Below are 22,439 nucleotides of genomic sequence, written 5' to 3' on the forward strand. Positions count from 1 at the left end.
GGAAGCTAGCGACGGACCGCGGCGATAGTGCCGATGCGAGGATCGAGGGTCCCCGCCGGGCGGGGCAGGTGGGCGGTCAGGTCGTTCCAGCTGTGGAATTCGGTGTCCCAGCCGATCTCGTCGAGCCAGCGCTCGACGTCGAAATCATCGGGGCGTTCGGCCGGAATCGGTGTGGGCGCAGAGTGCCCGGCGACGAAGGTCCGCAGCTCTCGATACTGGGGCGCGTCGGGATCGACGACCATTCGGCCCGCGCCGAAATGGCTTCCCGGAGCGGACAATTCGGTGAGGGTGCGCACGACCCGCTGATTCCAGTCCTGGTTCAGGTAGCCGAGCGACCCCTCGTCGACCCAGTAGGTCGGCACGCTCGGCTGGAAACCGCTGGCCAGCAAGGCTTTTCGCCAATCCTCACGCAGGTCCGCGACGACGACGTGGCGGTGACAGGTCGGGGCAGCCCCGGCCGCGGCCAGGACTGGCTCCTTGAAATCGAAGAGTTCGGGTAGGTCGATCTCGAAGACGTGGATATCTTCGGGTAGATCCATGCGATAGGCGCGCGTGTCCAAACCGGCCCCGAGCAGCACGATTTGGCGGCAGCCCGCCGCGATCGCCTGTCGGAATCGGTCGTCGACCAGGCGCACGCCAATGGTCCGGCCCTCGTAGAACTGGTCGGCGAGCGCCTCCATGCGCGCCCATCGCTCCGGGGCGAAACCGGCCCGCGCGGCCGCGACGAACTCCTTCGCCTGCGGGTCGTCGTAGAGCCGATCCTCCCGCTGGCTTTCCCGAGCCCTGATGACGGCCACCCCGATCGCGGTCACGGCGACGCCGTCGACCGGCACTTTCACTGTTTCGGCCATGGAATGCTCCCCACGCAAATTAACTTGCCGCCCGGCTAGGTATCTGCCGGTGGGGTCGACGGTAGGCTCCTACTTGCCGGGCGTCAAGGTAGTGACCTCGAAAGGCAATGGAAGGACTCGATGGACAGGCGACGCAGCGATACGCGGGAACGAATCCGGTCGGTCGCCATGGAGCTGTTCTCCGAGCGCGGATACGAGAAGACCTCGCTGCGCGAGATCGCCGAACGTCTGGGTGTCACGAAAGCCGCGCTGTACTACCACTTCCGAACCAAGGAAGACATTGTCGCCAGTCTGTCGGAGGATCTGCGCGGCGGCATCGACGAGATCGTGCAATGGGCCGAGGCCACGCCGCCGGGGCGCGAGCGCGCCGAGGAGATCGTCCGCCGCTACGGGGCGCTGCTGCACAGCCTCGGCAAGGACATGATTCGCTTCTGGCATGAAAACCAGCCCGCGTTCCGCGATCTCGGCTTCGGCACCAGCCTGCGCTACCAGTTCCGAGTGCTGGCCGACCTCATGGCCTCCCCGAGCCGCGAACCGATCACGGTGTTCCACGCCCGCCAGGCGCTCCTGGCGATCAGCTGGAGCCTGTCGATGATGGGCGATCTGGAACTCTCCGATGAGGAGAGCAATGACGCGTCGGTCGCCATCGCCATGGACATTCTGCGACGAATGCCCTAGCCGGGCACGATCATTCGAAGGTGAGCGACTCCGGGTCCTCCGCATAGGCGCGGGCCGTCTCGGCGGCCAGGCTCAGGGCCTTGCGTGCCCAGCTCAGCGGGGCCCCGGCCAGACCGCAGGCCGGGGAGACCAGGATCTGCTCGGCGAGCAGGCGGCGCGGGAAGCCGAGCCGATCGATCAGGCGGACACCGGGCTCGGCGATCTCGCGCCAGGTGGCGGGGGTGGCGGGCGCGGTGGTTGGCACCAGACCCAGCACCAGATGTTTTCCGCCGTCGAGCAATTCGCCGATGCTGTCGAGGTCGGAGGTGCCGATGGCGGCCACGTCGAAGCCGACGGCGGCCGCCGCGCTCCGGCGCAGGAAGCCCAGCGCGGGCCGATCGGCGCAGGTGTGCACGATCACCGGCGCCGACTGGCTGCCGACCACTGTGTCCAGCACGTGCAGGGCCTCGGGTTCGGGCATGGCACGCACGGTGTTCAGCACGCTCACACCCTTCAAGGTGCCGTTCAGCACCGCGGTCAGATCCGGTTCGTCGACCTGCAGGACGACCCGCGCACCCAGCCGCTTGCCCACCTCGGCCACATGATTGCGCACGCCCTCGGCCAGCGATTCCGAAAGATCGCGCAGCGCACCGGAATCCGTCAGAATCCGATGCCCACCCGGCAACTCCACCTCCGCCGCCACCGACAGCGGCCCGGCCACCTGCACTTTGACCGGATGCTCGGATCCAGCGAAACCGCCAGTCTCCCAGGCCTCTTCGAGCGCATCGAGATCACCACGCAGCAGATCGTGCGCCCGCCGCGCCACCGCACCCGGCCGCGCCGCCAGCCGGTACCCGCGCGTGGTGCTGTCGAATTGCATATCGACCAGCAACCCGGACACCCGCCCGACCATATCCGCGCCTACGCCCCGCGCGGGCAGCTCGACCAGATGCGGCAGCTGCCCCAGCTCCCCCACCACGGTCGCCGCGGCCTCCCGCGCATCGGTCCCCGGCCACGACCCCACCCCGGTCGCGATCCCGCCGCGCAGCACCGGGTTCACATCGTCAGCCATGCAAGCCACTCCGAATCATTCGCCCCGCCAATCCGGCGCGCTCTTGGCCGGAATCCACCGCCCACCTATGGATCCCGGCCAAGAGCATGCCGGGATGACGGGAGGGTCGTCCGTTCCGCCGCCGGGCGGCGTCATTCCTCGGCATCGCCGCGATCGGTCTTGCCGCTCGAGTTCGTGTACCAGTCCCAGGCCGTCGCGTTGACGAACCAATCCCAGGTCTTGCCCGCGCGCTCGGGTCCGTCGGCGGGTGCGCCCGCACCGGAGGCGACGCGGCCGCGCTCGGCATAGGGCGCGACGCGGACGACGACTCCCGCGCGCGCACGGATCGGCGTGTCACCGGTCCGAGCCTCGGCGGGACCGGCGTCGGTCGGACGTTCCGGAGCGGGTTGCGGTTCGCCGGGCCGGAATTCGCCGGTGTCGGTCCGCGCGGGCTCGGTGTGCTCGGCGGCCCGATTGGCGGCATTGCGCCGGGCGAGGGCGGCCTTGCCGGGAGCGCGGCGCGGGCGCAGGCTCATCGGTTGCGGCATGCCCGCACGCCAGACGACGCGAGCGCGCAGGATCGGCCGAACCTCTTGTGCCACATATGACTTCGCGACGCTGCGCGAACGACGGTCGCTCACCGGGCGCTATCCGAGACCAGTTCGCTTGCGTACGAATGTAATTCGCGTTCGGTGCCGGAAATCGTGCCGCTGCCCAGCACCTCGTCGCCCGCCTCGTCGGGGCGGTAGAGCACCACGGCCTGGCCGCGCGCCACACCGGTCAGCGGCTCACGCAGCCGGACCACCAGACCACCGTCGACCGCCTCGGCCACCGCGGGCGCGGTGCCGCCGTGCGCGCGCACCTGGGCGATGCATTCGATGGGGCCGGAAGGGGTTTTGCCCGAAGTCCAGATGGCGCGCTCGGCCAGCACCGTCCACACCTCGAGGTCCTTGGCCGAACCCACGCGCACGATCCCGGAGTCCGGATCGATATCGGTCACGTAGCGCGGCTTGCCGTCCGCGGCCGGACCCGGCAGGCCCAGGCCCTTGCGCTGACCGATCGTGAACCCGTGCACGCCATCGTGATCGGCGAGCTTGGTGCCGTCGGCATCCAGCACCGCGCCCGGGCGGATGCCGATCTTCGCGCCCAGGAACGCCTGGGTGTCGCCGGACGGGATGAAGCAGATGTCGTGGCTGTCGGGCTTGTTGGCCACCGCCAGCCCGCGTTCGGCGGCCTCCGCGCGAATCTGCGGCTTGGGGGTGTCACCGACCGGGAACATGGCGCGCGAGAGCTGTTCGGCGGTCAGCACGGCCAGCACGTAGGACTGGTCCTTGTCCGCGTCCACGGCCCGGCGCAGCACGCCGTCCTCGAGGCGCGCGTAGTGCCCGGTGACCACGGCGTCGAAGCCCAGCGCCACCGCGCGGTCGGCCAGCGCCGAGAACTTGATCTTCTCGTTGCAGCGCAGGCACGGGTTGGGTGTCTCACCGGCGGCGTACGCGGCGACGAAGTCGTCGATCACGTCCTCCTTGAACCGGTCGGCGAAATCCCAGACGTAGAACGGGATTCCGAGCACGTCGGCGGCCCGGCGGGCATCGCCGGAATCCTCCTTGGAGCAGCAGCCCCGCGACCCGGTGCGCAGCGTGCCCGGGTTCGCCGACAGCGCCAGGTGCACGCCGACCACCTCGTGTCCGGCGTCCACGGCGCGGGCGGCCGCCACCGCGGAATCCACGCCACCACTCATCGCGGCAAGTACTCGCATCTAGAAGCCTCCCTTCGCTCCGGCCAGTCCGGCCGCCTTCGCCCGCTCCACCACCTGCGGCAGCGCGGCCAGCAGGGCATCGATATCGGCGTCGGTCGAATTGTGTCCCAATGAGAATCGCAGTGATCCGCGCGCCAGCGCCGGTTCCACGCCCATGGCCAGCAGCACATGGGAGGGTCCGGCCACACCGGCATTGCACGCGGATCCGGTCGAGCATTCGATCCCGGCGGCGTCGAGCAGCATGAGCAGCGAATCGCCCTCGCAACCGGGGAACGTGAAATGGGCGTTGCCCGGCATGCGGCGCTCGCCGCCACCGCGGCTCGGGTCCGGGCCATTGAGCACCGCGTCGGGTACGAGGGCGCGCACGCCGTCGATGAGCCGATCCCGCAGCCGCTCCAATTCCAGTGCGCGCACGGCCATTCCGGCCACGGTCTCGCGCAGCGCGGCCGCCAGTCCGGCCGCCGCGGGCACGTCCGAGGTGCCCGAGCGAATATCGCGCTCGTGCCCGCCGCCGTGCAGCAGCGGCACCGCGGGCACCTGCCGACCCAGCAGCAGCACCCCGGCCCCGTGCGGTCCGCCGACCTTGTGGCCCGCGAAAGAGGCCGCGGCCAAACCACTCCGGGCGAAGTCGATGGGCAGCTGCGCGGCGGCCTGCACGGCATCGGAGTGCATGGGCACCTCGAATTCCTGTGCCACCGCGGCCAATTCCTCGATCGGCTGAATCGTCCCGACCTCGTTGTTGGCCCACATGACGCTCACCAGCGCGGTTTCGTCGGCGTACAGCGCCAGGGCCTCACGCAGCGTCCGCGGCGAGACGACACCCTCGGCGTCGCACTCCAGCCACGTGATCCGCGCACCCTCGTGCTGCTCGAGCCATTCCACGGTGTCCAGCACCGCGTGATGCTCGACCGCGCTCACCAGAATCTGGGTCCGCTTCGGATCGGCGTCACGGCGAGCCCAATAGATCCCCTTGACGGCCAGATTGTCGCTCTCGGTCCCGCCCGAGGTGAAGATCACCTCCGAGGGCCGCGCCCCCAGCCCCTCCGCGATCGACTCCCGCGCCTCCTCGAGCAGCCGCCGCGCGACCCGCCCCGACCCGTGCAGCGACGACGCGTTCCCCGTGGTCCCCAGCGCAGCACACATCGCCTCGACCGCGACCGGGAACATAGGTGTAGTGGCCGCGTGATCGAGGTAGACCGTCTGGGCACCGACCGGACCCGGGAAAGCCGACTTCATGACCGTCCAAGGATAGCCGCCACCGTCGCGACGATATTCCCGCCATCCCCGCACCAGCCGTCCACCCCAACACTCCCGCCCTCGCCTAGCCACCATCCGCCTCCGCTCCCAGCGGCAACGCCGACCACGCCACGCACCCCCGTGAGTATTACGAACACCCACCCACCCCAGTTCGCCTGTGACGCGCGTCATGCGCCGCGGGTTCGCGAGCGCCGTCTCCTCGGTCGCGTGTCGCAGTCTGTTCGCGGAACCTCTGTGCCAGGCTTCCGTTTTATGCGAATTGCGACAACTGTCCTGATCGCTGTTGTTCTGGCATGTGGATTGGTGCCGGTGTCCGAGGCTCGCCCGGACGACCCGTCACGGGCGGGGTGGGTGCTGCCCGGTCCACAGGCCGCCGATGAGGGGGATCGGGAGGCTGACGAATTTGTCGACAGTATGTTCGCGAGCAATCAGGTCGACGCCGTCAATGCGGCACTGAAGGGTTGGAAACGGAATGATCAGGAGCTGCCGGGAAACGCTCCAAAACAACTGCGGAACTGGGTGGCGCAGCACAAGACAATTCCGGATTGGATCGATCTGGATGCCGCGCGGCGCGGCTTCAAATTCGTGACCGACAACGCGGTGGTCATGTATTCGATTGTCGGCTTCGGCGAACTGTTCGAATCGCTGGCCGATCCGCTGCTGGCCCGGGCGGTGTATCAAGCGAACTTCGATCTGGTCAATGATCCGGGCATGCGGTTGGCCCGCACCCTGGGTGCCACCTGGACGGCGTTGGACGACGGCAATCTGGACCCCAAGGGCGCGTTCCTCCCGGTCACGGTGAAGCTGCGCCTGGTGCACGCGGCGGCGCGGCACAGCATTCTCGCCGCGGGCGCCTGGTCCAACGAGCGCGATCATTGGCCGATCAGCCAGCGCCTGGAGCTCGAAGAGCTGTTGCTGCTGACCAGTTGGACCGTGGACAAGATGGCGAAGCTGGGGGTCAAGGTCACCAAGGCCGAGGCCGACGATGTCAATGAGGCGGGCCGCCTGTTCGGCTACATGCTGGGCATCAAGAAGGAATACCTGCCGACGAACGCCGACCAGGCGCGTCAGGTGATCGCCGATGTCCAGCAGCATTACCAGCAGCCATCGCCGGAGGGCACCTATTTCAGTGCCATGATGACCCGCGAATACGGCCGAAAGCTGCTGTTCCCCGATGCCTGCAATTTCGCCATGGGCTTCTCCCGAATACTGCTGGATCCGGGAGAAGCCGACATGCTCGCGATTCCGAAATCACCGGTGTGGGAATGGCTGCTGAGCACCGGTGCACCGCTGGTCTTCGGCCCGGCCCAACAGGCCCTGGCCGCGTTCGAGCCATTACAGGTATTGCATCAACAGCTGTTCGGATTCGCACTGAACATCTTCACCGAGTACGCCAACGACTGGCGCAGCCAGGAACTGCAACTCCCCACCGGCATGCACGGCCCCGCGACCGCACCTCCCCCACCGCCGAAAGCATCCTTCTGGTGCGAGATACCGACGGGCAGCTCCGACACCGGCAGCTCCGACCCCGCGTCCGCGCCCAACTGAGCTAGGTCACCGAGTCGAGGGAGGAGAAGACGACGACGTTGGATTCGTAGCTCTTGGCGGTCTGGTCGAAGTTGCCGCCGCAGGTGACGACCTGGAGGGTGGCGCCGCCGCGGGGGCCGAAGACGAGTTGGTCGGGGAATTGGGATTTGAGGTACATGCGGACGTCGGTGACCTTGAAGTGGGCCACCTTGCCGTCGGCGCGGGTGACGTCGATCATGTCGCCGGGCTTGGTCTTCTTGAGGGAGAAGAAGATTCCCTCACCCTTGTAGGAGTCGACGTGGCCGAGGATGACCGCCGAGCCCTGTTCGCCGGGGGCGGGGCCCATCTGGTACCAACCGGCCTGCTTGTAGTCGGCGGGGACCTGGACCGAGCCATCGGCATTGAGGCCCACCGCGATCAGTGATCCGGAGGTGTTGATCGAGGAGATATTGAACGATGTCGGAGTGGAGCGGCTGATCGACGCGGCCGTCTTCACCGTGGCGCTGGGCACCGCCGCGCTAGTCGTGGACGCCACGGGTGTGCTGGACGAAGAGCAGCCCGCGAGCAGGGGCGCGGTGACCGCCATGACGGCGGTCAGGGCACCGAACAGCGTCCTGCGAATCCGCGCCGTCCCCTTGGTGTTCGAAGCGCTCACTGGGTCCTCACCGCGTTCGCCATGCCGCCCGCGCCGGTTTCCGGTGCGCCCTTGGGGATTACGTAGCCTCCGGCCGGGACCTGGTCGGTGACCGCGGTGCCGCCGGGAATGCCGGTGGTCGCGCCGACCGGAATCGCCATGCCCTGCACCACATCCGCTCCGGCCGCGCCCGCACCGGCCACGGCCAGGTCGACGCCGCCGAGCGCACCGCCCGTAATCACGCCACCGATGTTCGTGTTCCCGCCGACCTGCACGCCACCCCCGGCATTCCCGCCTGCCTGCGAGTCACCGCCGATCTGTACACCGCCACCGGCATTGCCACCGATCTGCGAGTTGCCGCCGATCTGCACACCGCCACCAGCGTTTCCACCGGCCTGCGAGTCACCGCCAACCTGCACGCCACCCCCGGCATTGCCACCGATCTGCGAGTTGCCGCCGACCTGCACACCCCCACCAGCGTTTCCACCGGCCTGCGAGTTGCCGCCGATCTGCACACCCCCACCGGCATTTCCACCGGCCTGCGAGTTGCCGCCGATCTGCACACCCCCACCAGCGTTTCCACCGGCCTGCGAGTCACCGCCGACCTGCACACCCCCACCAGCGTTTCCACCGGCCTGCGAGTCACCGCCGACCTGCACACCCCCACCAGCGTTTCCACCGGCCTGCGAATTACCGCCGACCTGAACGCCACCCCCGGCGTTCCCGCCGACCTGAGAATTACCGCCGACCTGCACCCCACCGCCCGGATTCGCCGGAGTCACGGTGGGACTCGGTTGCGCGGAAACCGAGGCATTGCCGCCGCCCCCGGCCTGGGCATCGATGCCCACCTTGACTCCCCCGGGACCAATGCCCACGTCGACGCCCAGTCCGGCGCCGGGGGCGGGGGCCGTGGTCGTGGTGGGGTCTGCGGTGGCCGACGACGCGCAGAGGGCTACGGCGGCCATGGCGAGGGCGGCCGCCGTGAATGTCCTTGCCGACATTGTGAATTCGCTTCCAGAAGATGTGGTTCGTCGCCTTTCCGTCGAAAGGACCAGTCGGTGTGTTACGTCAAAAAGACCCGCATTCTGAAAGTTAGCCATATGCGGGAGCTTTCAAGACCGGACGACTGCACAACTCCCTAATGGCGGACGCCCCGATCCCCTAATGCGACCCGCGGCTCCTCAATGCGACCCGCTGTGCACCGACGCGGCCTGCCAGGCGAAACCGTCCGGATCGGTGAAACCCTCGGTGTCGCCGCCAATGACGAGACGATGCGAACCATCCCCGTCCGAGGACACTCCCGCATCCTTGGCCAGGGCGCGCCGCTTGTACAGCCCCAGCTTCACCGGGCTCCCGCCCCCTTCGAACTCGACATACATGGGCCCGAAGCTCTTCGCGACCGTCAGCCCGTGCTCGACGTAGAAGCGCTTGCTCGCACCCACATTCGCCACCCCGAGCAACAGCACCAGCGAGTCGAACCGCTTGACGCCCGGCCCGGAATTCTTCTTCGTCGAGGTCGCCGCCTTCCAGATCGCGCCGTCGGGGGCCTGCACGACACCGCCGTAACCCCACATCGACTTCGCCGCCGGTTTGAGCGTGCGCGCCCCGGCGGCGACGGCCGCGTCCAGATAGGCGTCGACATCGGCGGGCTGGGCCACGGTCAGCGAGAGGGTGAAGCCGCGGAACCCGCTGCTGGGTTCCTGCGCGGCCCGCAGCCGCAGCCGCTCGTCCAGCCCGAAGGCGGTGGCGTAGAACTCGGCGGCGGCCTGCACATCAGCGACATCGAGAGTGATGTTTTCAATGGAAGTCATGTCCGCAACGCTATGGCCGCCACCCTCACCAGCGCTTCTCGATTCCTGACCGATGCGCGCGCCCCGGGATCGCGGTGTCCGCCGCCGTACCCGCCCGCGGTATTAGCGGGCGCACCGGTGGGTATCGCGGGGAGATGACGAAGGCAAGATCATGAGCGACTCCGCGCACAGCCCGTGGGTAGGGCAACCGCATCCGGAGGGCGAACCGGAACCGATCTCGGCGGCCGAGGAGCACGCGGCGGAATTGGCCAGCGACAGCCATCCGCTCGGCACACCCGGCCGCCGCTTCGATCGCCGGTCGCCGTTCATGATCGGATTGGCCGCCGCCGCAGGCGTCTTGGTGACCGTGGGCACGGTGCGTCTGGTCCTGGCCGCGCACGAGGTCCTGCTGCTGGTGGCGGCGGCGCTGTTCCTGGCGATCGGGATCGAGCCCGCCGTCTCGTGGCTGACCCGTCATCGGGTGCGGCGCACGCTCGCGGTCACCCTGGTCTTCGTGGTCGTCCTGCTGGGCCTGGCCGGATTCCTCTGGGCCGCCATCACCCCGCTCATCGACCAGGGGCAGGCGCTGATCTCCCACGCCCCGGACAGCCTGCACCACCTCGAGGACAAATACCCGGTGATCCGATCCGCCGCCGATCGCTTCCATCTCGAGGACAAGCTGCGCCACGGCGTGGACACCAATGCCGAGGGCCTGCGCAACGGTTTGATCGGAGCCGGGCAGGTCGTGTTCGGCGCGATCACCGGGACCGTCATCGTCGCCGTGCTCACCGCGTACTTCTCGGCCAACTTCCCGAGCCTGCGCGCCAACCTCTATCGACTCTTCCCCCATGCCCGCCGCCCCCGCGCGATCCTCATCGGTGACGCCATCTTCGCGAAGGTCGGCGGCTACGTGCTGGGCAACCTGCTGATCTCGCTGATCACCGGCGTACTCACCTTCATCTGGCTGGCGGCGTTCGGCGTGCCGTTCCCGCTCGTGCTGGCCGTGCTGGTCGCCGTGCTCGACCTGATCCCGCTGGTCGGCTCGACCCTCGCCGGTGTGGTGATCACGCTTGTGTCCCTGACGGTTTCGCTACCCACGGCACTGTTCACCGTCGGCTTCTTCATCTTCCTGCGACTGCTCGAGGACTATCTCCTCGCCCCGCGCATCATGGGCCGTACCGTGCGCGTGCCCGCGGTGGTGACCGTCGTCGCCGTCCTCATCGGCGGCTCTCTGCTCGGTGTGTTGGGCGCGCTGCTGGCCATACCGTTCGCCGCGGCGGTGCTGCTGCTCGTGCAGGAGATGCTCTTTCCGCGTCTGGACCAGTCAGAGCACCGCGCCGGATGACGGCGTCGCGGTCACCTCGACGTGGCGCACCGCGCCCGTGCCGACCGCCTCGACGTTCTCGCTGCCGTGGATCACGTCGGTGAAGGCGCGGGAGACGATGTCGCCCTCGAGCGCTCGCTCGCAGCGGCGGGCCAGGTCGAAGCGGTCGGTGGTCGGGTATTCCAGTGGCTGCAAAGCGATTTCGGCGACGACACCCTTGGAACGCAGGACCCGGCGGATCGAATCGGCCAGGGAGTCGGTGCCGACGAAGCCCGGGACCGTGGACAATTCGCCGTGCCGGTCCAGGTAGCGCAGGCGCAGTGGCTGCACGGGGGCCTGGGCGTCGATGGCCGCCTGGAACAGGGCCGGGCGCAGGGTGCCGTGGGCGCGACCGCACCAGGTGGTGCCCTCGGGGTAGAAGGCGATGCGCTCGCCCGCGCGCACCCGGGCCACCATGGTCGCGATGACCTCCGGAAGTGCCCGCAGCCGTTCGCGTTCGATCGGGATGACACGGGCCTTGCGGGCGACCTCGCCGAGCATCGGCCAGTCGATGAGATCGGCGCGGGCCACGAAACCCATGGGCTCGACGGCGGTCAGCGCGACGATGTCGGTCCAGCCGACGTGGCGTGCCACCACCAGCAGGCCGCCCTCGACCCGCTTGTCGGCACCGCGGTTGTCGAGCACACGCACCCGAATTCCACAGCAGGCCAACAAGGCTCGCGCATAACGGCGCTGCAGCCCGGCGCGTCGGCGGCGCGGGGTGGCCAGGTGGGCGAGCGGGAAGCTCAGCAGGACCCCGGCGACACCGGCCAGCCGAACCGCGACCCGCAGCGTTCCCGCCTCGGCGGGAGCGTCGACACACGAAGCGCCGCAAGGACTGTGCGGCATCCAGGCGTGCGCGCTCGCCTCGGCGGGCGGGCAGGACAGCGCACCGGCTTCAGGGGAGAGCAGGGCGGGCATCATGGGGCATCACCGGGCGTCCAGGCTATTGGCGGCGCCCTGCAGGCGCTCCAGGTAACGGGTGTTGATGGTCTCGAGGCCGAGCAGGCAGACGAAGTCGGCCACCGCGAACGCCGGATCGTGGGCGGGCTCGCCGCAGATCTCCGCGCCCAGGCGCAGGTAGCCGTTGAGCAGCGGGGGCAGCTTGGGGCGGGCCGGGGGTTCCAGCTCGTCGAGGGTGCGGCCGTCCACGATCACCGGGTTGTACGGGCGCACATGGCGTTCCGCGTCCAGCGCGTGCTTGCGCAGCAGTAGATCGCGCACGCCGCGCACGTTCACACCGGGCTGATCCTCGGGGGTGAGTTGCATCGGGACCGAGACGCAGCCCATCACCCAGTCGTATCCGGTGAGCTGGATGTAGTGCAGGATCCCGGCCCACATGAGCGTCAGCACCGAGCCGTTGCGGTGGTCGGGCACCACGCAGGCACGGCCCATCTCGACGATCCGGTTGCCGACGGGATCCAGTGCATCCAAATCGAATTCGGTGGCGGTGTAGTAGCCGCCCGCCGCCGCCACCTTGTTCGGGGGCAGCATGCGGTAGCAGCCGACGAACTGCTCGGTGAGCTCGTCGCGCACCAGCAGGTGGTCGCAGTGCTCGTCGAACCGGTCGGCGTCCAGGCCGGTGCCATTGTCGGGGATGGTGAATCCCGGCTCATTGGCGAACACCTGGTAGCGCAGGCGCTGCGCGGCCTCGCGATGCTCGGCATCGGAGGAGACGACCAGGGAGTACTGGGAGCGCCCGGTGGTGCGGGGGGCCTCCGGGGCGGGCTTCGACGCGGCTGGTAGCAGGCTGGAATTCGACGCTGCCATGGTGGTCATAGGCTTGATCAAGCCAGTCCCAGACTGCGCTGGCGCAACCGCCGGATTACCTGTTCATGCCAGTCCGGTGAACGCGACGCAGACCGCACCCGGAGTTCACGCGACGGCTTCTAAAAGTTCTCTACCAGGACAAACGCTCGTATCCCCAGGGGGTACCGGCGGGTAGGAATCCGGTCGAACGACCGGGTCGACACTCATGGCGAGCGCCCCGCAACGAGCGGAAGAGGCAAGCGTACGCCACCATTTCGAACCTTGCACCGGCGGGCCGGTGCGCCCGCCACGCCGGTGCGTCAATCGGGAAGAGCCGGTGCGTCAATCCCGGAAGAGCAGCGCCGTATCGCCGAATTCGTGCCACAGATACCCGGACTCGAGCGCCGCCCGATACGCCTCCCGCACCACCCGCGCCCCCGCCACGGATTCGAGCAGATGCAGATGCGACGCCCCGGGCGCGTGCCATCCGGTAATCAACCCGTCCACCGCCCGCGCCGGACGCGAACCGTCGAGCACCAGATCCGTCCAACCACCCGCCGCCCGCACCGAACCCGCTGCGTCAACGGCAGATTCGAGCGCCCGAGTCACCGTCGTCCCCACCGCGACGACCCGTCCGCCCGCCGCATGCGTGGCATTGACCAACCGCGCCGTCATCTCCGGCACCGCGAACCGCTCCGGACTCGGCGGCTCCCCGGCCTCGGGCGACGACACCCCGGTATGCAGGGTGATCGGCGCGAGCCCAACCCCGCCCGCCACCAACTCCGTCACCAACGCCTCGGTGAACGGCCGTCCCGCACTGGGCATCTCGGCGCTACCGGGCTCGAGTCCGAAGACGGTCCGATAGTAGGAGGCCGACCAGCGTTCGGACAGATAGGAGTACGTGATCGGCCGCCCATGCCGCGCCAGCAACTCCCGCACATCGACGTCTGCGCGATCTGCCTTCGCGCCAGCGGCGACCGCCGACTCACCACCGATCGTCGGCCTGTCCCGTGCGGGACGGTGACCGGCCACGATGTCCGCGATCCAGAGCCGATCGGTGCCGGACAGCCAGGGTTCGTTCAGAATGGCGATGTGGTTGGACGGAAGAATCAGGCGGGCACCGGGTTTCACGGCGTGGCCGCGCCAGGGGGTGCCCGCCGGGTCGCGTAGCTCGACGACCCAGCGGCCGTCGTCCAGCCAGGTGGAGAAGTGCACCACCGCAGCCTCGTCGGCGTAGCGGGCATCCACCGCCGCCGTGAGCATGGCCGAATTGTTCACCACCACAAGGTCTCCGGCGCGCAGGAACCTCGGCAGCTCGCGGAAGCGCGCGTGGGTGAGGACCCCGGCGTCGCTCACCATCATGCGCACCTGGTCGCGCGCGAGACCTCGCGCCTCGGCGGGACGGGTGGCGGACAGCTCGTCGGGCAGCACGAACGTGTGTGTGTCGAGACCGGTGGTCAAGGGGTCACCGTGCTTTCGGATGAGGCATCGACAGCTCGACGCGAGCACGCGATGCGGGGCCGGGGCGAGGGTTTCGAGGCGGTCGGGGCGGCTCGCGGCGGCACGATCACGGACAGCGGGTCCGCGAGCATGAACGCGAGCTCCTCCATGCCGGACGTCATATCGCCACCTGTACTTCCGAGGCGATGTATCTGCCGCTGGGCGGGCGGGTTTCGAGGAGGTGGAGCAGGGCCGGGACGACGGTTTCGGGCTCGGGGCGGTCGGAGATGTCCTCGCCGGGGAAGGCGGCCTGGTGCATGTCGGTGCGCATGTCGCCGGGGTCGAAGCTGTAGATATGCAGGGCCGGGTTCTCGGCGACGAGGACATTGGTGAGTTGATCCAGGGCCGCCTTCGAGGCTCCGTAGCCGCCCCAGCCCTCGTATCCGCCGATCGCGGCATCGGAGCTGACATTCACGGCGATCCCGTCCGCGGCGCGCAGCGCGGGCAAGGTGAGTTGCAGGATCGCCAGCGGCGCAATCACATTGGCGTCGAAGACGGTGGCCAGCTCGTCGAGCGGATAGTGCTCCAGCGCGGGCAGCGGGCTCGGGCCGAGGGCGCTGGCATTGTTGAGTACCAGATCCAATCCACCGTCGCCGACCGCCGCCGCGATTCGCTCCCGGACGGCCGGATCGGCGACATCCCCCGCAATGGCAATCGCGCGGGTCGCGGATCGCACTGTCTCCAGTCGATCCGCGCCCCGCGCGACAATGATCAATTCCCAATCTCGCTCGGCGAGCGCGAGCGCGACCGCTCGGCCGAAGCCCGCCGACGCCCCGGTGATCAGGGCTCGTTTGCTGTTTTCAGGCATACCGCCATCGTGAAACCTGAACTTCACTCGAGGTCAATGAATTTCTCCCGGAGCGAAGGTCAGGCGTTCTCCCGGGCGAAGCTGCGCGCGGCGACGACGACCAGCACCACCGAGACCGCCAGCGTCACGATCGTGCCGATGTAGACCTCGTGCGCCCCGAAGTCGCCGCGGAACAGCGCGCGGGCCGCATCCACGGTGTGCGAGAACGGATTCACCTTGCCGATGTTCTGCAACCACTTGGGACCGACCGTGAGCGGCAGCAGAATGCCCGACAGCAGCATGATCGGCACCGAGACCGAGTTCAGCAGCGAGGCCAGGGTGTCCTCCGAGCGCGCCCACAGGCCCAGCGCGTAGGACGCCGCCGCGAGCCCGCCGCCCATGACCGCGATCAGCAGCAGCGACAACACGAGTCCGAGCGGATCCGGCCGCAGCCCGAACGCCACGGTCGCCACCCCGACCAGCACGAGCGCCTGCACGGTCAGCACGGTCATGTCCTTGAGGACCCGGCCGAGCAGCAGTGCGCCGCGTGGGGCGGGCGTAACCCGTTGCCGCTCCACTACTCCGGACCGCCACTCGGCCACGATGCCGAAGCCGACGAACAGCGCGCCGAAGAGTCCGGTCTGAATGACCAGTGCCGGGGTGAGGATCTTCCACGGATCCGCGCCGGGGCCCAGCGAGGGCGCGATGCCCTTCACCAGCGGCCCGAACAGCACCAGGTAGATGATCGGCTGCATCAGCCCGATGATCACCCACACCGGATTGCGCAGATTGGCCCGCAACTGGGACCAGTAGATCAGTCCGGTATCGCGGAGGAATGTCATGACCGGTCTCCTTCCCGGAGCGAACGCCCGGTGAGCGTGAGGAATACGTCGTCGAGGCTGGGCCGCTTGACGGTGAGCGAGCCGGGGGTGATGCCCTTGTCGCCGAGGGCGTGCAGCAGCGGAACCACAGCGGCGTCACCGTGTTCCACGGTCAAATGCACGAGACTCTTTCCGGCATGGCCGTTCTCGTGCCCCTCGGTGCGCAACTTGGAGCGCAGCTCGAGCACCTCGGACGCGATATCCATGGCGAGATCGGCACTCGTGGAATCGATTTCGAGGCTGATCACATCACCGGAGATGCGCCGCTTGAGCTCATCGGGTGTCCCCTCGGCGACGATCGTGCCGTGATCCATCACCAGGATGCGGTCGCACAGCGCGTCGGCTTCCTCCAGGTAGTGGGTGGTGAGCACGATGGTCGTGCCCTCGTCGCGCAGCCTCCGGATGTGGTCCCACAGGTTGGCGCGACTCTGCGGATCCAGGCCCGTGGTGGGTTCGTCGAGATAGATGAGAGTCGGCCGATGCACCAGCCCGAGCGCGATGTCCACGCGCCGCCGCTGTCCACCGGAGAGCTGTGAGCACTTGCGCCGCTCCAGCCCGTCGAACTCGAGAGCCTTGGCCAGTTCGGCGGCATTGCGCTTGGCCTCGGCCTTGGACAGCCCGAAAAGCCTTGCCTGCAATACCAATTCATCCTCGACCAGCTCGAGTTCATTGGTAGATCCGCCCTGCGGCACATAGCCGATGCGCGACCGCACGGTCCGCGCCTCGGCCCGCAAATCCGCCCCGACCACGGTCGCTTCCCCAGCCGTGGGCGAGAGCAGGGTCGAGATCATCCGCAGCGTGGTGGTCTTCCCCGCCCCATTGGGCCCGAGCAGCCCGATGATCTCCCCATAACGCACGTCGAAGTCGATCCCGGTAACGGCTTGCACGTCACCGGTTTTGGTCTTGAATGTCCGGGCCAACCCACGGACCCGGATCACCGGATCGGTGGGTTCACCACGAACGGGTGATGTCGTTTCCACCCGTCCAACGGTAGAAACGACCACCCAAATAGTCAAGCTTGATTATTTCATCTTGATTAGCCGACCGGTGGCGGCAACGGCGCGCCGCCCATGGTCCCCGACCACACGTCCAGCTCGCCGTCCTCGATCGCCTTCAAGGTCTGCCGCGACCACTCCAGATCGGCCCGAACATGCCCCGCCGCCAACCGAATCGAAAACGCCACGTGATGCGGCGTCGCCTCCCGCGGATCCCCGCTGCCCGCCAGAATCCGCTCCACCTCGTGATCGAGACGCACCAGATCCGCCTCGAACTCGAGGATCCGGCCCTGCAGCGCCGCGACCACCTCCGTCTTGGCGGCGTGCGGGAACAGCGCCACCGCCGCGAAGTACGGATGCTTGACCATGTCGGCCTCGAACAGCGACTCCCGCAGCATCGCTCCGAATTCCTTCTCCCCCTCGGGCATCAGCCGATACGTCCGACGCTCCGGCCGCGCCCCCTCCTGCCCCACACCCTCGACCGAGATGAGCCCGTCCCGCTCCAGCGTGTTCAACGCGCTGTAGATCGAACCGGGCTTCACATTCGCCCAGCTCTCCGCGTTCCAGGACAGCAATTCGCGGCGGACGTCATAGCCGTGCACGGGCTGCAGCAGCCGCACCACCGCCAGCACCAGCAATCGAGTTGTCGGGAAAGCCATAGTCGCAGGTTAACTCCCCCGCAAACGACGATGGGCTCCCCACGGTCCGTGGGGAGCCCATCCGAGTCGCGACGACGCTCAGGCCGCTCGGCGCGATTGCTCCAAAGGCCTTGCCGCCGGGGTCTTTTCGACCTCGTTGAAGCCGGGGCGGCCGCTGCCGATGAAGGCGATCAGCCAGGAGGCGACCGCCGCGAAGCGGTTGCGGAAGCCGACGAGGTAGAAGAGGTGGACGGCTAGCCAGGTGACCCAGGCCAGGAAGCCGGTGAACTTCACCTTGTCGTTGATCTTGGTGACGGCGGCGAAGCGGCTGATGACGGCCATCGAGCCCTTGTCCCAGTAGACGAACGGGGTGGCGGCGGGCTTCTTGCCGCGAATGATGTCGGCCACGTGGCGGCCCTCCTGCATGGCCACCGGCGACTGGCCCGGGTAGCCGTTGAGGAAGGTCATGTCGCCGATGGCGAAGATGTCGGCGTGCCCGCCGACCGTGCAGTCCGGGTTGATCAATAGTCGTCCGGCGCGGTCGGTCTCGCAGCCGGTGGCCTCGGCCAGGACTTTGGCGAACTCACCGGCGGCCACACCCGCCGACCACACCACGGTCTCGGCGGCAATGCCGCGCTCCACGCCGTCCTTGCTCTTGACGGTGACCTTGCCCGGCTCGATATCGGTCACGAAGGTGTCGACCAGCACCTCGACGCCGCTCTTCTCGAGCGACTGCTTCGAATACTCCGACAACCGCCCGCCGAAGGGCGGCAGCACGACACCCGCGCCCTCGACGAGAGTGACCGTATCCTCCAGGTGGAAGTACCTTTTCGCGAGTTCCTTCAACTGGCCCGCGACCTCGACGCCGGTCGCGCCCGCGCCGACCACCACGAAGCTGAGCAGGCGGCGGCGGGTCTCCGGGTCGGCGGTCTTGGCCTGCTCGAAGACGCGCTCGATCTGCGCGCGCAGGCGACGGGCATCGTCGATGGTCTTGAGCGAGAACGTCTTGTCCGCGAAATCGTCACGGCCGAAGTAGGACTGGCTGGCACCGGTCGCGGCGATGAGCTTGCCGTACCGAATCTTGCGCGGGCCCTCGGGGGTTTCGTAGGTGAGGATCGCGTTGGGAGCGTCGATCGCGGTCACCTTGCCCAGACGCGCCTCGCCATTCTTGTGCTTGCGGAGGATGTTCCGAATCGGAGGAGCGATCTCGTCGGAGGCCAGCACACCCGTCGCTACCTGGTAGAGCAACGGCTGGAAAAGATGCTCGGGGGTACCCGAGATGAGGACGTAGCGAACTCCCGACTTGTTCAGCTGCTTCGCGGCGGCCAGCCCGCCGAAGCCCGATCCGACGATGACGACATCGGCGGTTTCGATCTCCGCCTCCAGGTTGTACATGACTGCTCCCTTCTGTCATGACTAACCGTGATTCGGAACGCGGTTGTTCCAGGGGTCAGGGCGCATAATCAAGATGACTCTTATCTACATTGATCATGAATTGGAGAGGTGCCGTGGAGCTGCGCCAACTGGCCTACTTCGTGGCGGTCTGCGAGGAGCTGAGCTTCAGCCGGGCCGCGAGCCGCTGTTTCATCTCGCAGTCGGCCATCAGCCACCAGATCGCCAGGCTGGAGCGGGATCTTGGCGTGCACCTCTTCGAACGCTCGACACGATCGGTCGTCCCCACCGACGCGACCACCCGGCTACTTCCTCTTGCGAAGCAAATGCTGAGCCTGGAATCGGCCATTCGCGCAGCTGTACGGGCCTCCGGCCCGCGAATTCGCCTGGCAGCCAATATGAGTTTCGCAACAAGATCGCTCTCCGCCATTGCCGGAGCACGCGAGGCGCATCCCGGCGCGGAGATCGAATTCGTCATCAAGCCCTTCCGTCAGCGCATTCAGGCCGTGGCCGACGGCGACTGTGATCTTGCTCTCATCCGGGGCAGTGTGGATCAGCCGGGGCTGACGGTCGAGCAGCTCTGGGTCGAGGATCCGGTCATCGCCACCTCGACCATGCACCCGCTCGTGCAGCGCGGCGGCGATGTCACCCTCGCCGAATTGGGGGCCTATCCCCTGCTGCTGCCGCCGGAGTCGGAACAGGTTCTGCTCCACAATGTCGTGCGCGCCGCGTTCTCCGACCTGCCCACCGGACCGGTGTTCGGCCCGCCCATCCCGCCCGATCACACCGCCACGATGGAACTCATCAACCGTCCCGACGCGTGGACCATCCTCTACGCCGACAGCCAGATCGAGGGCATCGCCACCCTCCGCCTCACCGGCCACCCCCTGCGCATCCCGGTCTCCGCGGTGACCCGCAGCGAGGGCCGCACCTCCCCGATCGTCACCACCCTGCTGGCCGCCCTGCGTTCCTCCTGACGGAGCCTCGCCCACAGGAGGTTTCGTGGGCTCAGGCCAGTGCCGTCGCGACCGCGAGGTGCAGGCGCAGGTCCTCGGGCTCCTCGTCCTCGAGGGCCCAGACGATTTCCTCCATCGACCGCATGAACGCCCAGGCGCGGGCGCGGTCGGGCGAGACCTCCAGGGCGGCGGCGGCGCGCTCGACGGCCGCGTGCGCGTGCTCGGGTGTCGGATCGCTCTGCATCTGAATCATGATCAGGAATCCGGCATCGAACGCGGCCTCGCCGAGATAGGCCTTCGGATCGATGAGCAGCCACGGCTCTCGTTCGGCGGCAACGATATTGCCCAGGTGGGTGTCGCGGTTGACGACCAGCAGGGGCCCGTCCGGCACCGACAGCTCGGCGCATCGTTGAGCGGCACGATCCAGCAGTCGCGTCGAAATCACCTCGGCGACCTCGGGTTTCGGGGTAAGGAACAGCTGCTCCCACTCGGCCACCATGCTCGTGGCCCTGGGCAATTCGGGAAACCCGTGTGGCACCGCGATCGGTTCTCGCCGCAGCCGCCGATACAACCGGCACGCCTGCTCGACCTTCGCGATGTTCTCCGGCCGCCCCTCCAGGCTCGGAAAGCCGGGCTGGTACAGCAGTTCCGTGCCGGGCCGCGCCCACTCCAACAGCATCGCCCCACTGCCCGAATCGAATTCGAACAGCCGGACCGCGCCATCGCCGTCATAGCAGTACAGCCCGGTCGGCTCCCCGCGGTTCTCCTCGTCGACGACCGGCACCTTCAGTACCGCCACCGACCCGTCGGCCCGTCGTACCGGCGCGACCCACGAATGCGTGCCACCCCCGAAGCTGTCCCCGACGACCTCCAACTCCCAAGCCCCGCACAGCTTCTCCACCAGCCCCGGCAACGCGTCCAGCCACCGCGGCCCGCGCTCCCCGAAACTCGTCGCAATGGTCTCGGCCACCTCCGGCGGCAATGAGATCGACATCAGCCCAGCCTGCCCAATCCGCCGCGCGCGGGCAAACAATTTCAGGCGGAAGCGATTCGTGTCAGGCGATCACGTCGTCGGCGGCTGCCGCGGGCGTCGGCGTTTCCGAGGCAGCGGGCTGGGCAGGTTCGGGCACCGGTGTCTCATGGACAGTGCGCCACAGGTAGGTCCGACCGTCGGTCACCAGCACGGCCGTGACCGTGCGCTTACCGGTCTTCGACTCGCCGATGCGGTTCTCCGCCACGAACCGGACCACGATCAGCTGTCCGCTGCGGGCGATCTCCTGGATCTCGGAGACCTCGATCTCCACGCCCGCCAGCGCATTTCGCGCCGACCAGATTCCGGCCAGGAAGGTCTCCCGATCCACCGCCTGCCCGGTCGTCACCACCGAGGTGAACTGCTCGTCCAGCGCACCGGAGATCCGGTCGAACACCTTCGGCAGCGCGGCGGTCCCCAACCATTCCGCCAGATCGAAATGCAAGGCGGAGACCAACTCACTCACCGTGATCTGGCCCGTCTCGTCCGTCTTCTCACTGGCGACCGGCTCGACCCGCCCACGCCGAGGATCGAATCGCCCACGCACGGCCAATAGCGTGCCCGAACGCGCTGTTCCCGGCAAGAAATACGACGATCCCCCGACCGGTATGGTCGGGGGATCGTCAATTGTGAGTCACCGCAAGGGCGGGACCTCAGCCCTTGTGAGCCTTCACGGCCTCGGTCAGCTGCGGGGCGACATTGAACAGGTCGCCGACGATGCCGTAGTCGCTGATCTCGAAGATCGGGGCCTCTTCGTCCTTGTTGACGGCCACGATGGTCTTCGAGGTCTGCATGCCCGCGCGGTGCTGGATCGCGCCGGAGATGCCGAGGGCGATGTACAGCTGCGGGGAGACCGTCTTACCGGTCTGGCCGACCTGGAACTGACCCGGGTAGTAGCCGGAGTCGACGGCGGCACGGGAAGCACCGACGGCGGCACCGAGGGCGTCGGCCAGCGGCTCGACGACCTTGCCGAAGTTGTCGGCCGAACCGACACCGCGGCCACCGGAGACCACGATCGCGGCCTCGGTCAGCTCGGGACGGTCGCCGCCAACGATCGGCTCACGCGAGACGACCTTGGTGACGCCCTCTTCCTGCGCGGGCAGCTCGACGGCGACCTTCTCACCGGCGGCGGCCTGCGGCGCGGCCTCGATCGCACCCGGACGCACCGAGATGACCGGGACATCGCCGGTGGCCTTGGCGTCTACGGTGAACGCGCCACCGAAGATGGAGTGCTGCACCGAGCCGTCACCGTTCACGGCGATGGCGTCGATGAGCAGACCGGAACCGATGCGGGCGGCCAGGCGACCCGACACCTCCTTGCCCTCCGCGGTGGCGGCGACCAGGATCGCGGCCGGGGCGGCGGACTCGGACAGACCGGCGAGAACGTCGACCTTGGGGGTCACCAGGAAGCCCTCGGCGGCGTCACCCTCGGCGACGTAGATCTTCTCGGCACCGGCCGCGGCCAGCGCGTCACCCAGCTTGTCGGCGGTGCCGGGGGCACCGACCACGACGGCGGCCGGGGTGCCCAGCGCGCGGGCGGCGGTGAGCAGTTCGGTGGTGACCTTCTTGGGCGCACCCTCAGCGTGCTCGACGAGCACCAAAACTTCTGCCATTTTTTCTAT

At 68.1% G+C, this 22,439-nt stretch carries 23 protein-coding genes; 4 read left to right on the forward strand and 19 right to left on the reverse strand.

Annotated elements, in window-relative coordinates:
- Nucleotides 1–5 precede the first annotated feature (5 nt).
- Nucleotides 6–851 carry an SAM-dependent methyltransferase gene (locus tag VMT40_RS11315; RefSeq protein WP_326357925.1) on the reverse strand — a complete coding sequence of 282 codons (846 nt, stop codon included), beginning with the start codon at nucleotides 849–851 and terminating at the stop codon, nucleotides 6–8.
- A 120-nt stretch (nucleotides 852–971) separates the two neighbouring features.
- On the opposite strand from VMT40_RS11315, the gene VMT40_RS11320 reads away from it, so the two are divergent.
- The gene (locus VMT40_RS11320; protein WP_326357926.1) at nucleotides 972–1,529 is read left to right on the forward strand and encodes a TetR/AcrR family transcriptional regulator; all 558 of its coding nucleotides are present in this window, start codon (nucleotides 972–974) and stop codon (nucleotides 1,527–1,529) included.
- 10 nt (nucleotides 1,530–1,539) lie between these two features.
- Here the strand turns inward: VMT40_RS11320 and VMT40_RS11325 are convergent, their stop codons facing one another.
- The 4 genes from VMT40_RS11325 to VMT40_RS11340 form a co-directional block, all read right to left on the reverse strand.
- A complete protein-coding gene (locus VMT40_RS11325; protein ID WP_326357927.1) occupies nucleotides 1,540–2,580 on the reverse strand; it encodes a methionine synthase in 1,041 nt (346 codons plus the stop codon).
- Between the two features lie 131 nt (nucleotides 2,581–2,711).
- A complete protein-coding gene (locus VMT40_RS11330) occupies nucleotides 2,712–3,200 on the reverse strand; it encodes a hypothetical protein (protein ID WP_326357928.1) in 489 nt (162 codons plus the stop codon).
- Nucleotides 3,197–4,318 carry a tRNA 2-thiouridine(34) synthase MnmA gene (mnmA, locus tag VMT40_RS11335; protein WP_326357929.1) on the reverse strand — a complete coding sequence of 374 codons (1,122 nt, stop codon included), beginning with the start codon at nucleotides 4,316–4,318 and terminating at the stop codon, nucleotides 3,197–3,199. Before mnmA ends, VMT40_RS11330 begins: the two co-directional genes overlap by 4 nt.
- Complete coding sequence (locus tag VMT40_RS11340) at nucleotides 4,319–5,554, reverse strand: cysteine desulfurase family protein (protein WP_326357930.1); 1,236 nt, start codon at nucleotides 5,552–5,554, stop codon at nucleotides 4,319–4,321. It lies immediately after the preceding gene.
- 330 nt (nucleotides 5,555–5,884) lie between these two features.
- Between VMT40_RS11340 and VMT40_RS11345 the strand changes: the two genes are divergently transcribed.
- Nucleotides 5,885–7,123, forward strand: a complete 1,239-nt coding sequence (locus VMT40_RS11345) for an oxygenase MpaB family protein (protein ID WP_326357931.1) — start codon at nucleotides 5,885–5,887, stop codon at nucleotides 7,121–7,123.
- Nucleotide 7,124: 1 nt separating this feature from the next.
- Here the strand turns inward: VMT40_RS11345 and VMT40_RS11350 are convergent, their stop codons facing one another.
- The 3 genes from VMT40_RS11350 to VMT40_RS11360 all read right to left on the reverse strand — a co-directional run bounded on the left by VMT40_RS11350 (nucleotide 7,125) and on the right by VMT40_RS11360 (nucleotide 9,547).
- Nucleotides 7,125–7,757: a class F sortase gene (locus VMT40_RS11350; RefSeq protein WP_326357932.1), complete on the reverse strand. Its 633-nt coding sequence runs from the start codon at nucleotides 7,755–7,757 to the stop codon at nucleotides 7,125–7,127.
- Nucleotides 7,754–8,737, reverse strand: coding sequence for a hypothetical protein (locus tag VMT40_RS11355; RefSeq protein WP_326357933.1), 984 nt, complete (start codon nucleotides 8,735–8,737; stop codon nucleotides 7,754–7,756). Before VMT40_RS11355 ends, VMT40_RS11350 begins: the two co-directional genes overlap by 4 nt.
- Before the next feature lie 180 nt (nucleotides 8,738–8,917).
- The gene (locus VMT40_RS11360; RefSeq protein WP_326357934.1) at nucleotides 8,918–9,547 is read right to left on the reverse strand and encodes a VOC family protein; all 630 of its coding nucleotides are present in this window, start codon (nucleotides 9,545–9,547) and stop codon (nucleotides 8,918–8,920) included.
- Nucleotides 9,548–9,698: 151 nt separating this feature from the next.
- On the opposite strand from VMT40_RS11360, the gene VMT40_RS11365 reads away from it, so the two are divergent.
- The gene (locus VMT40_RS11365) at nucleotides 9,699–10,871 is read left to right on the forward strand and encodes an AI-2E family transporter (protein WP_326357935.1); all 1,173 of its coding nucleotides are present in this window, start codon (nucleotides 9,699–9,701) and stop codon (nucleotides 10,869–10,871) included.
- On the opposite strand, the gene VMT40_RS11370 is transcribed toward VMT40_RS11365, so the two are convergent.
- The 8 genes from VMT40_RS11370 to VMT40_RS11405 form a co-directional block, all read right to left on the reverse strand.
- Entirely contained in the window at nucleotides 10,851–11,813 is a 963-nt protein-coding gene (locus VMT40_RS11370) for a lysophospholipid acyltransferase family protein (RefSeq protein ID WP_326357936.1), read from the reverse strand. The two genes, VMT40_RS11365 and VMT40_RS11370, sit on opposite strands and share 21 nt — an antisense overlap.
- A 6-nt stretch (nucleotides 11,814–11,819) precedes the next feature.
- Nucleotides 11,820–12,668: a GNAT family N-acetyltransferase gene (locus tag VMT40_RS11375; protein WP_326357937.1), complete on the reverse strand. Its 849-nt coding sequence runs from the start codon at nucleotides 12,666–12,668 to the stop codon at nucleotides 11,820–11,822.
- A gap of 312 nt (nucleotides 12,669–12,980) precedes the next feature.
- Complete coding sequence (locus VMT40_RS11380) at nucleotides 12,981–14,099, reverse strand: S-adenosylmethionine:tRNA ribosyltransferase-isomerase (protein ID WP_326357938.1); 1,119 nt, start codon at nucleotides 14,097–14,099, stop codon at nucleotides 12,981–12,983.
- A gap of 157 nt (nucleotides 14,100–14,256) precedes the next feature.
- On the reverse strand, nucleotides 14,257–14,946 hold the full coding sequence (locus VMT40_RS11385; RefSeq protein ID WP_326357939.1) for an SDR family NAD(P)-dependent oxidoreductase: 690 nt from the start codon (nucleotides 14,944–14,946) through the stop codon (nucleotides 14,257–14,259).
- Nucleotides 14,947–15,005: 59 nt separating this feature from the next.
- A complete protein-coding gene (locus tag VMT40_RS11390; protein ID WP_326357940.1) occupies nucleotides 15,006–15,767 on the reverse strand; it encodes an ABC transporter permease in 762 nt (253 codons plus the stop codon).
- Complete coding sequence (locus tag VMT40_RS11395) at nucleotides 15,764–16,786, reverse strand: ABC transporter ATP-binding protein (protein ID WP_326357941.1); 1,023 nt, start codon at nucleotides 16,784–16,786, stop codon at nucleotides 15,764–15,766. The genes VMT40_RS11390 and VMT40_RS11395 overlap by 4 nt, the downstream gene beginning before the upstream one ends.
- Nucleotides 16,787–16,842: 56 nt before the next feature.
- A complete protein-coding gene (locus VMT40_RS11400) occupies nucleotides 16,843–17,460 on the reverse strand; it encodes a PadR family transcriptional regulator (RefSeq protein WP_326357942.1) in 618 nt (205 codons plus the stop codon).
- Nucleotides 17,461–17,538: 78 nt separating this feature from the next.
- Nucleotides 17,539–18,834: an NAD(P)/FAD-dependent oxidoreductase gene (locus tag VMT40_RS11405; protein ID WP_326357943.1), complete on the reverse strand. Its 1,296-nt coding sequence runs from the start codon at nucleotides 18,832–18,834 to the stop codon at nucleotides 17,539–17,541.
- 113 nt (nucleotides 18,835–18,947) lie between these two features.
- Here VMT40_RS11405 and VMT40_RS11410 point away from each other — a divergent pair, with 113 nt between their 5' ends.
- Nucleotides 18,948–19,808 carry a LysR family transcriptional regulator gene (locus VMT40_RS11410; protein ID WP_442789975.1) on the forward strand — a complete coding sequence of 287 codons (861 nt, stop codon included), beginning with the start codon at nucleotides 18,948–18,950 and terminating at the stop codon, nucleotides 19,806–19,808.
- 31 nt (nucleotides 19,809–19,839) lie between these two features.
- Here the strand turns inward: VMT40_RS11410 and VMT40_RS11415 are convergent, their stop codons facing one another.
- From VMT40_RS11415 to VMT40_RS11425, 3 genes are all read right to left on the reverse strand, one after another.
- Entirely contained in the window at nucleotides 19,840–20,781 is a 942-nt protein-coding gene (locus VMT40_RS11415) for an aminoglycoside phosphotransferase family protein (RefSeq protein WP_326357945.1), read from the reverse strand.
- 61 nt (nucleotides 20,782–20,842) lie between these two features.
- Nucleotides 20,843–21,364 (reverse strand): hypothetical protein, encoded by a 522-nt coding sequence (locus tag VMT40_RS11420; protein WP_326357946.1) that lies wholly within the window; start codon nucleotides 21,362–21,364, stop codon nucleotides 20,843–20,845.
- 106 nt (nucleotides 21,365–21,470) lie between these two features.
- On the reverse strand, nucleotides 21,471–22,430 hold the full coding sequence (locus VMT40_RS11425; RefSeq protein ID WP_326357947.1) for an electron transfer flavoprotein subunit alpha/FixB family protein: 960 nt from the start codon (nucleotides 22,428–22,430) through the stop codon (nucleotides 21,471–21,473).
- Nucleotides 22,431–22,439 lie beyond the last annotated feature (9 nt).

It is taken from the genome of Nocardia sp. CDC160 (assembly GCF_035818795.1).
Classification (GTDB): Bacteria; Actinomycetota; Actinomycetes; order Mycobacteriales; family Mycobacteriaceae; genus Nocardia.

Excerpts from the sequence above, each read along its gene's own strand:
- VMT40_RS11315 (WP_326357925.1), bottom strand. The coding sequence starts at position 851 with ATGGCCGAAACAGTGAAAGTGCCGGTCGACGGCGTCGCCGTGACCGCG.
- VMT40_RS11320 (WP_326357926.1), top strand. The coding sequence starts at position 972 with ATGGACAGGCGACGCAGCGATACGCGGGAACGAATCCGGTCGGTCGCC.
- VMT40_RS11325 (WP_326357927.1), bottom strand. The coding sequence starts at position 2,580 with ATGGCTGACGATGTGAACCCGGTGCTGCGCGGCGGGATCGCGACCGGG.
- mnmA (WP_326357929.1), bottom strand. The coding sequence starts at position 4,318 with ATGCGAGTACTTGCCGCGATGAGTGGTGGCGTGGATTCCGCGGTGGCG.
- VMT40_RS11340 (WP_326357930.1), bottom strand. The coding sequence starts at position 5,554 with ATGAAGTCGGCTTTCCCGGGTCCGGTCGGTGCCCAGACGGTCTACCTC.
- VMT40_RS11355 (WP_326357933.1), bottom strand. The coding sequence starts at position 8,737 with ATGTCGGCAAGGACATTCACGGCGGCCGCCCTCGCCATGGCCGCCGTA.
- VMT40_RS11360 (WP_326357934.1), bottom strand. The coding sequence starts at position 9,547 with ATGACTTCCATTGAAAACATCACTCTCGATGTCGCTGATGTGCAGGCC.
- VMT40_RS11365 (WP_326357935.1), top strand. The coding sequence starts at position 9,699 with ATGAGCGACTCCGCGCACAGCCCGTGGGTAGGGCAACCGCATCCGGAG.
- VMT40_RS11370 (WP_326357936.1), bottom strand. The coding sequence starts at position 11,813 with ATGATGCCCGCCCTGCTCTCCCCTGAAGCCGGTGCGCTGTCCTGCCCG.
- VMT40_RS11375 (WP_326357937.1), bottom strand. The coding sequence starts at position 12,668 with ATGACCACCATGGCAGCGTCGAATTCCAGCCTGCTACCAGCCGCGTCG.
- VMT40_RS11385 (WP_326357939.1), bottom strand. The coding sequence starts at position 14,946 with ATGCCTGAAAACAGCAAACGAGCCCTGATCACCGGGGCGTCGGCGGGC.
- VMT40_RS11390 (WP_326357940.1), bottom strand. The coding sequence starts at position 15,767 with ATGACATTCCTCCGCGATACCGGACTGATCTACTGGTCCCAGTTGCGG.
- VMT40_RS11400 (WP_326357942.1), bottom strand. The coding sequence starts at position 17,460 with ATGGCTTTCCCGACAACTCGATTGCTGGTGCTGGCGGTGGTGCGGCTG.
- VMT40_RS11405 (WP_326357943.1), bottom strand. The coding sequence starts at position 18,834 with ATGTACAACCTGGAGGCGGAGATCGAAACCGCCGATGTCGTCATCGTC.
- VMT40_RS11415 (WP_326357945.1), bottom strand. The coding sequence starts at position 20,781 with ATGTCGATCTCATTGCCGCCGGAGGTGGCCGAGACCATTGCGACGAGT.
- VMT40_RS11425 (WP_326357947.1), bottom strand. The coding sequence starts at position 22,430 with ATGGCAGAAGTTTTGGTGCTCGTCGAGCACGCTGAGGGTGCGCCCAAG.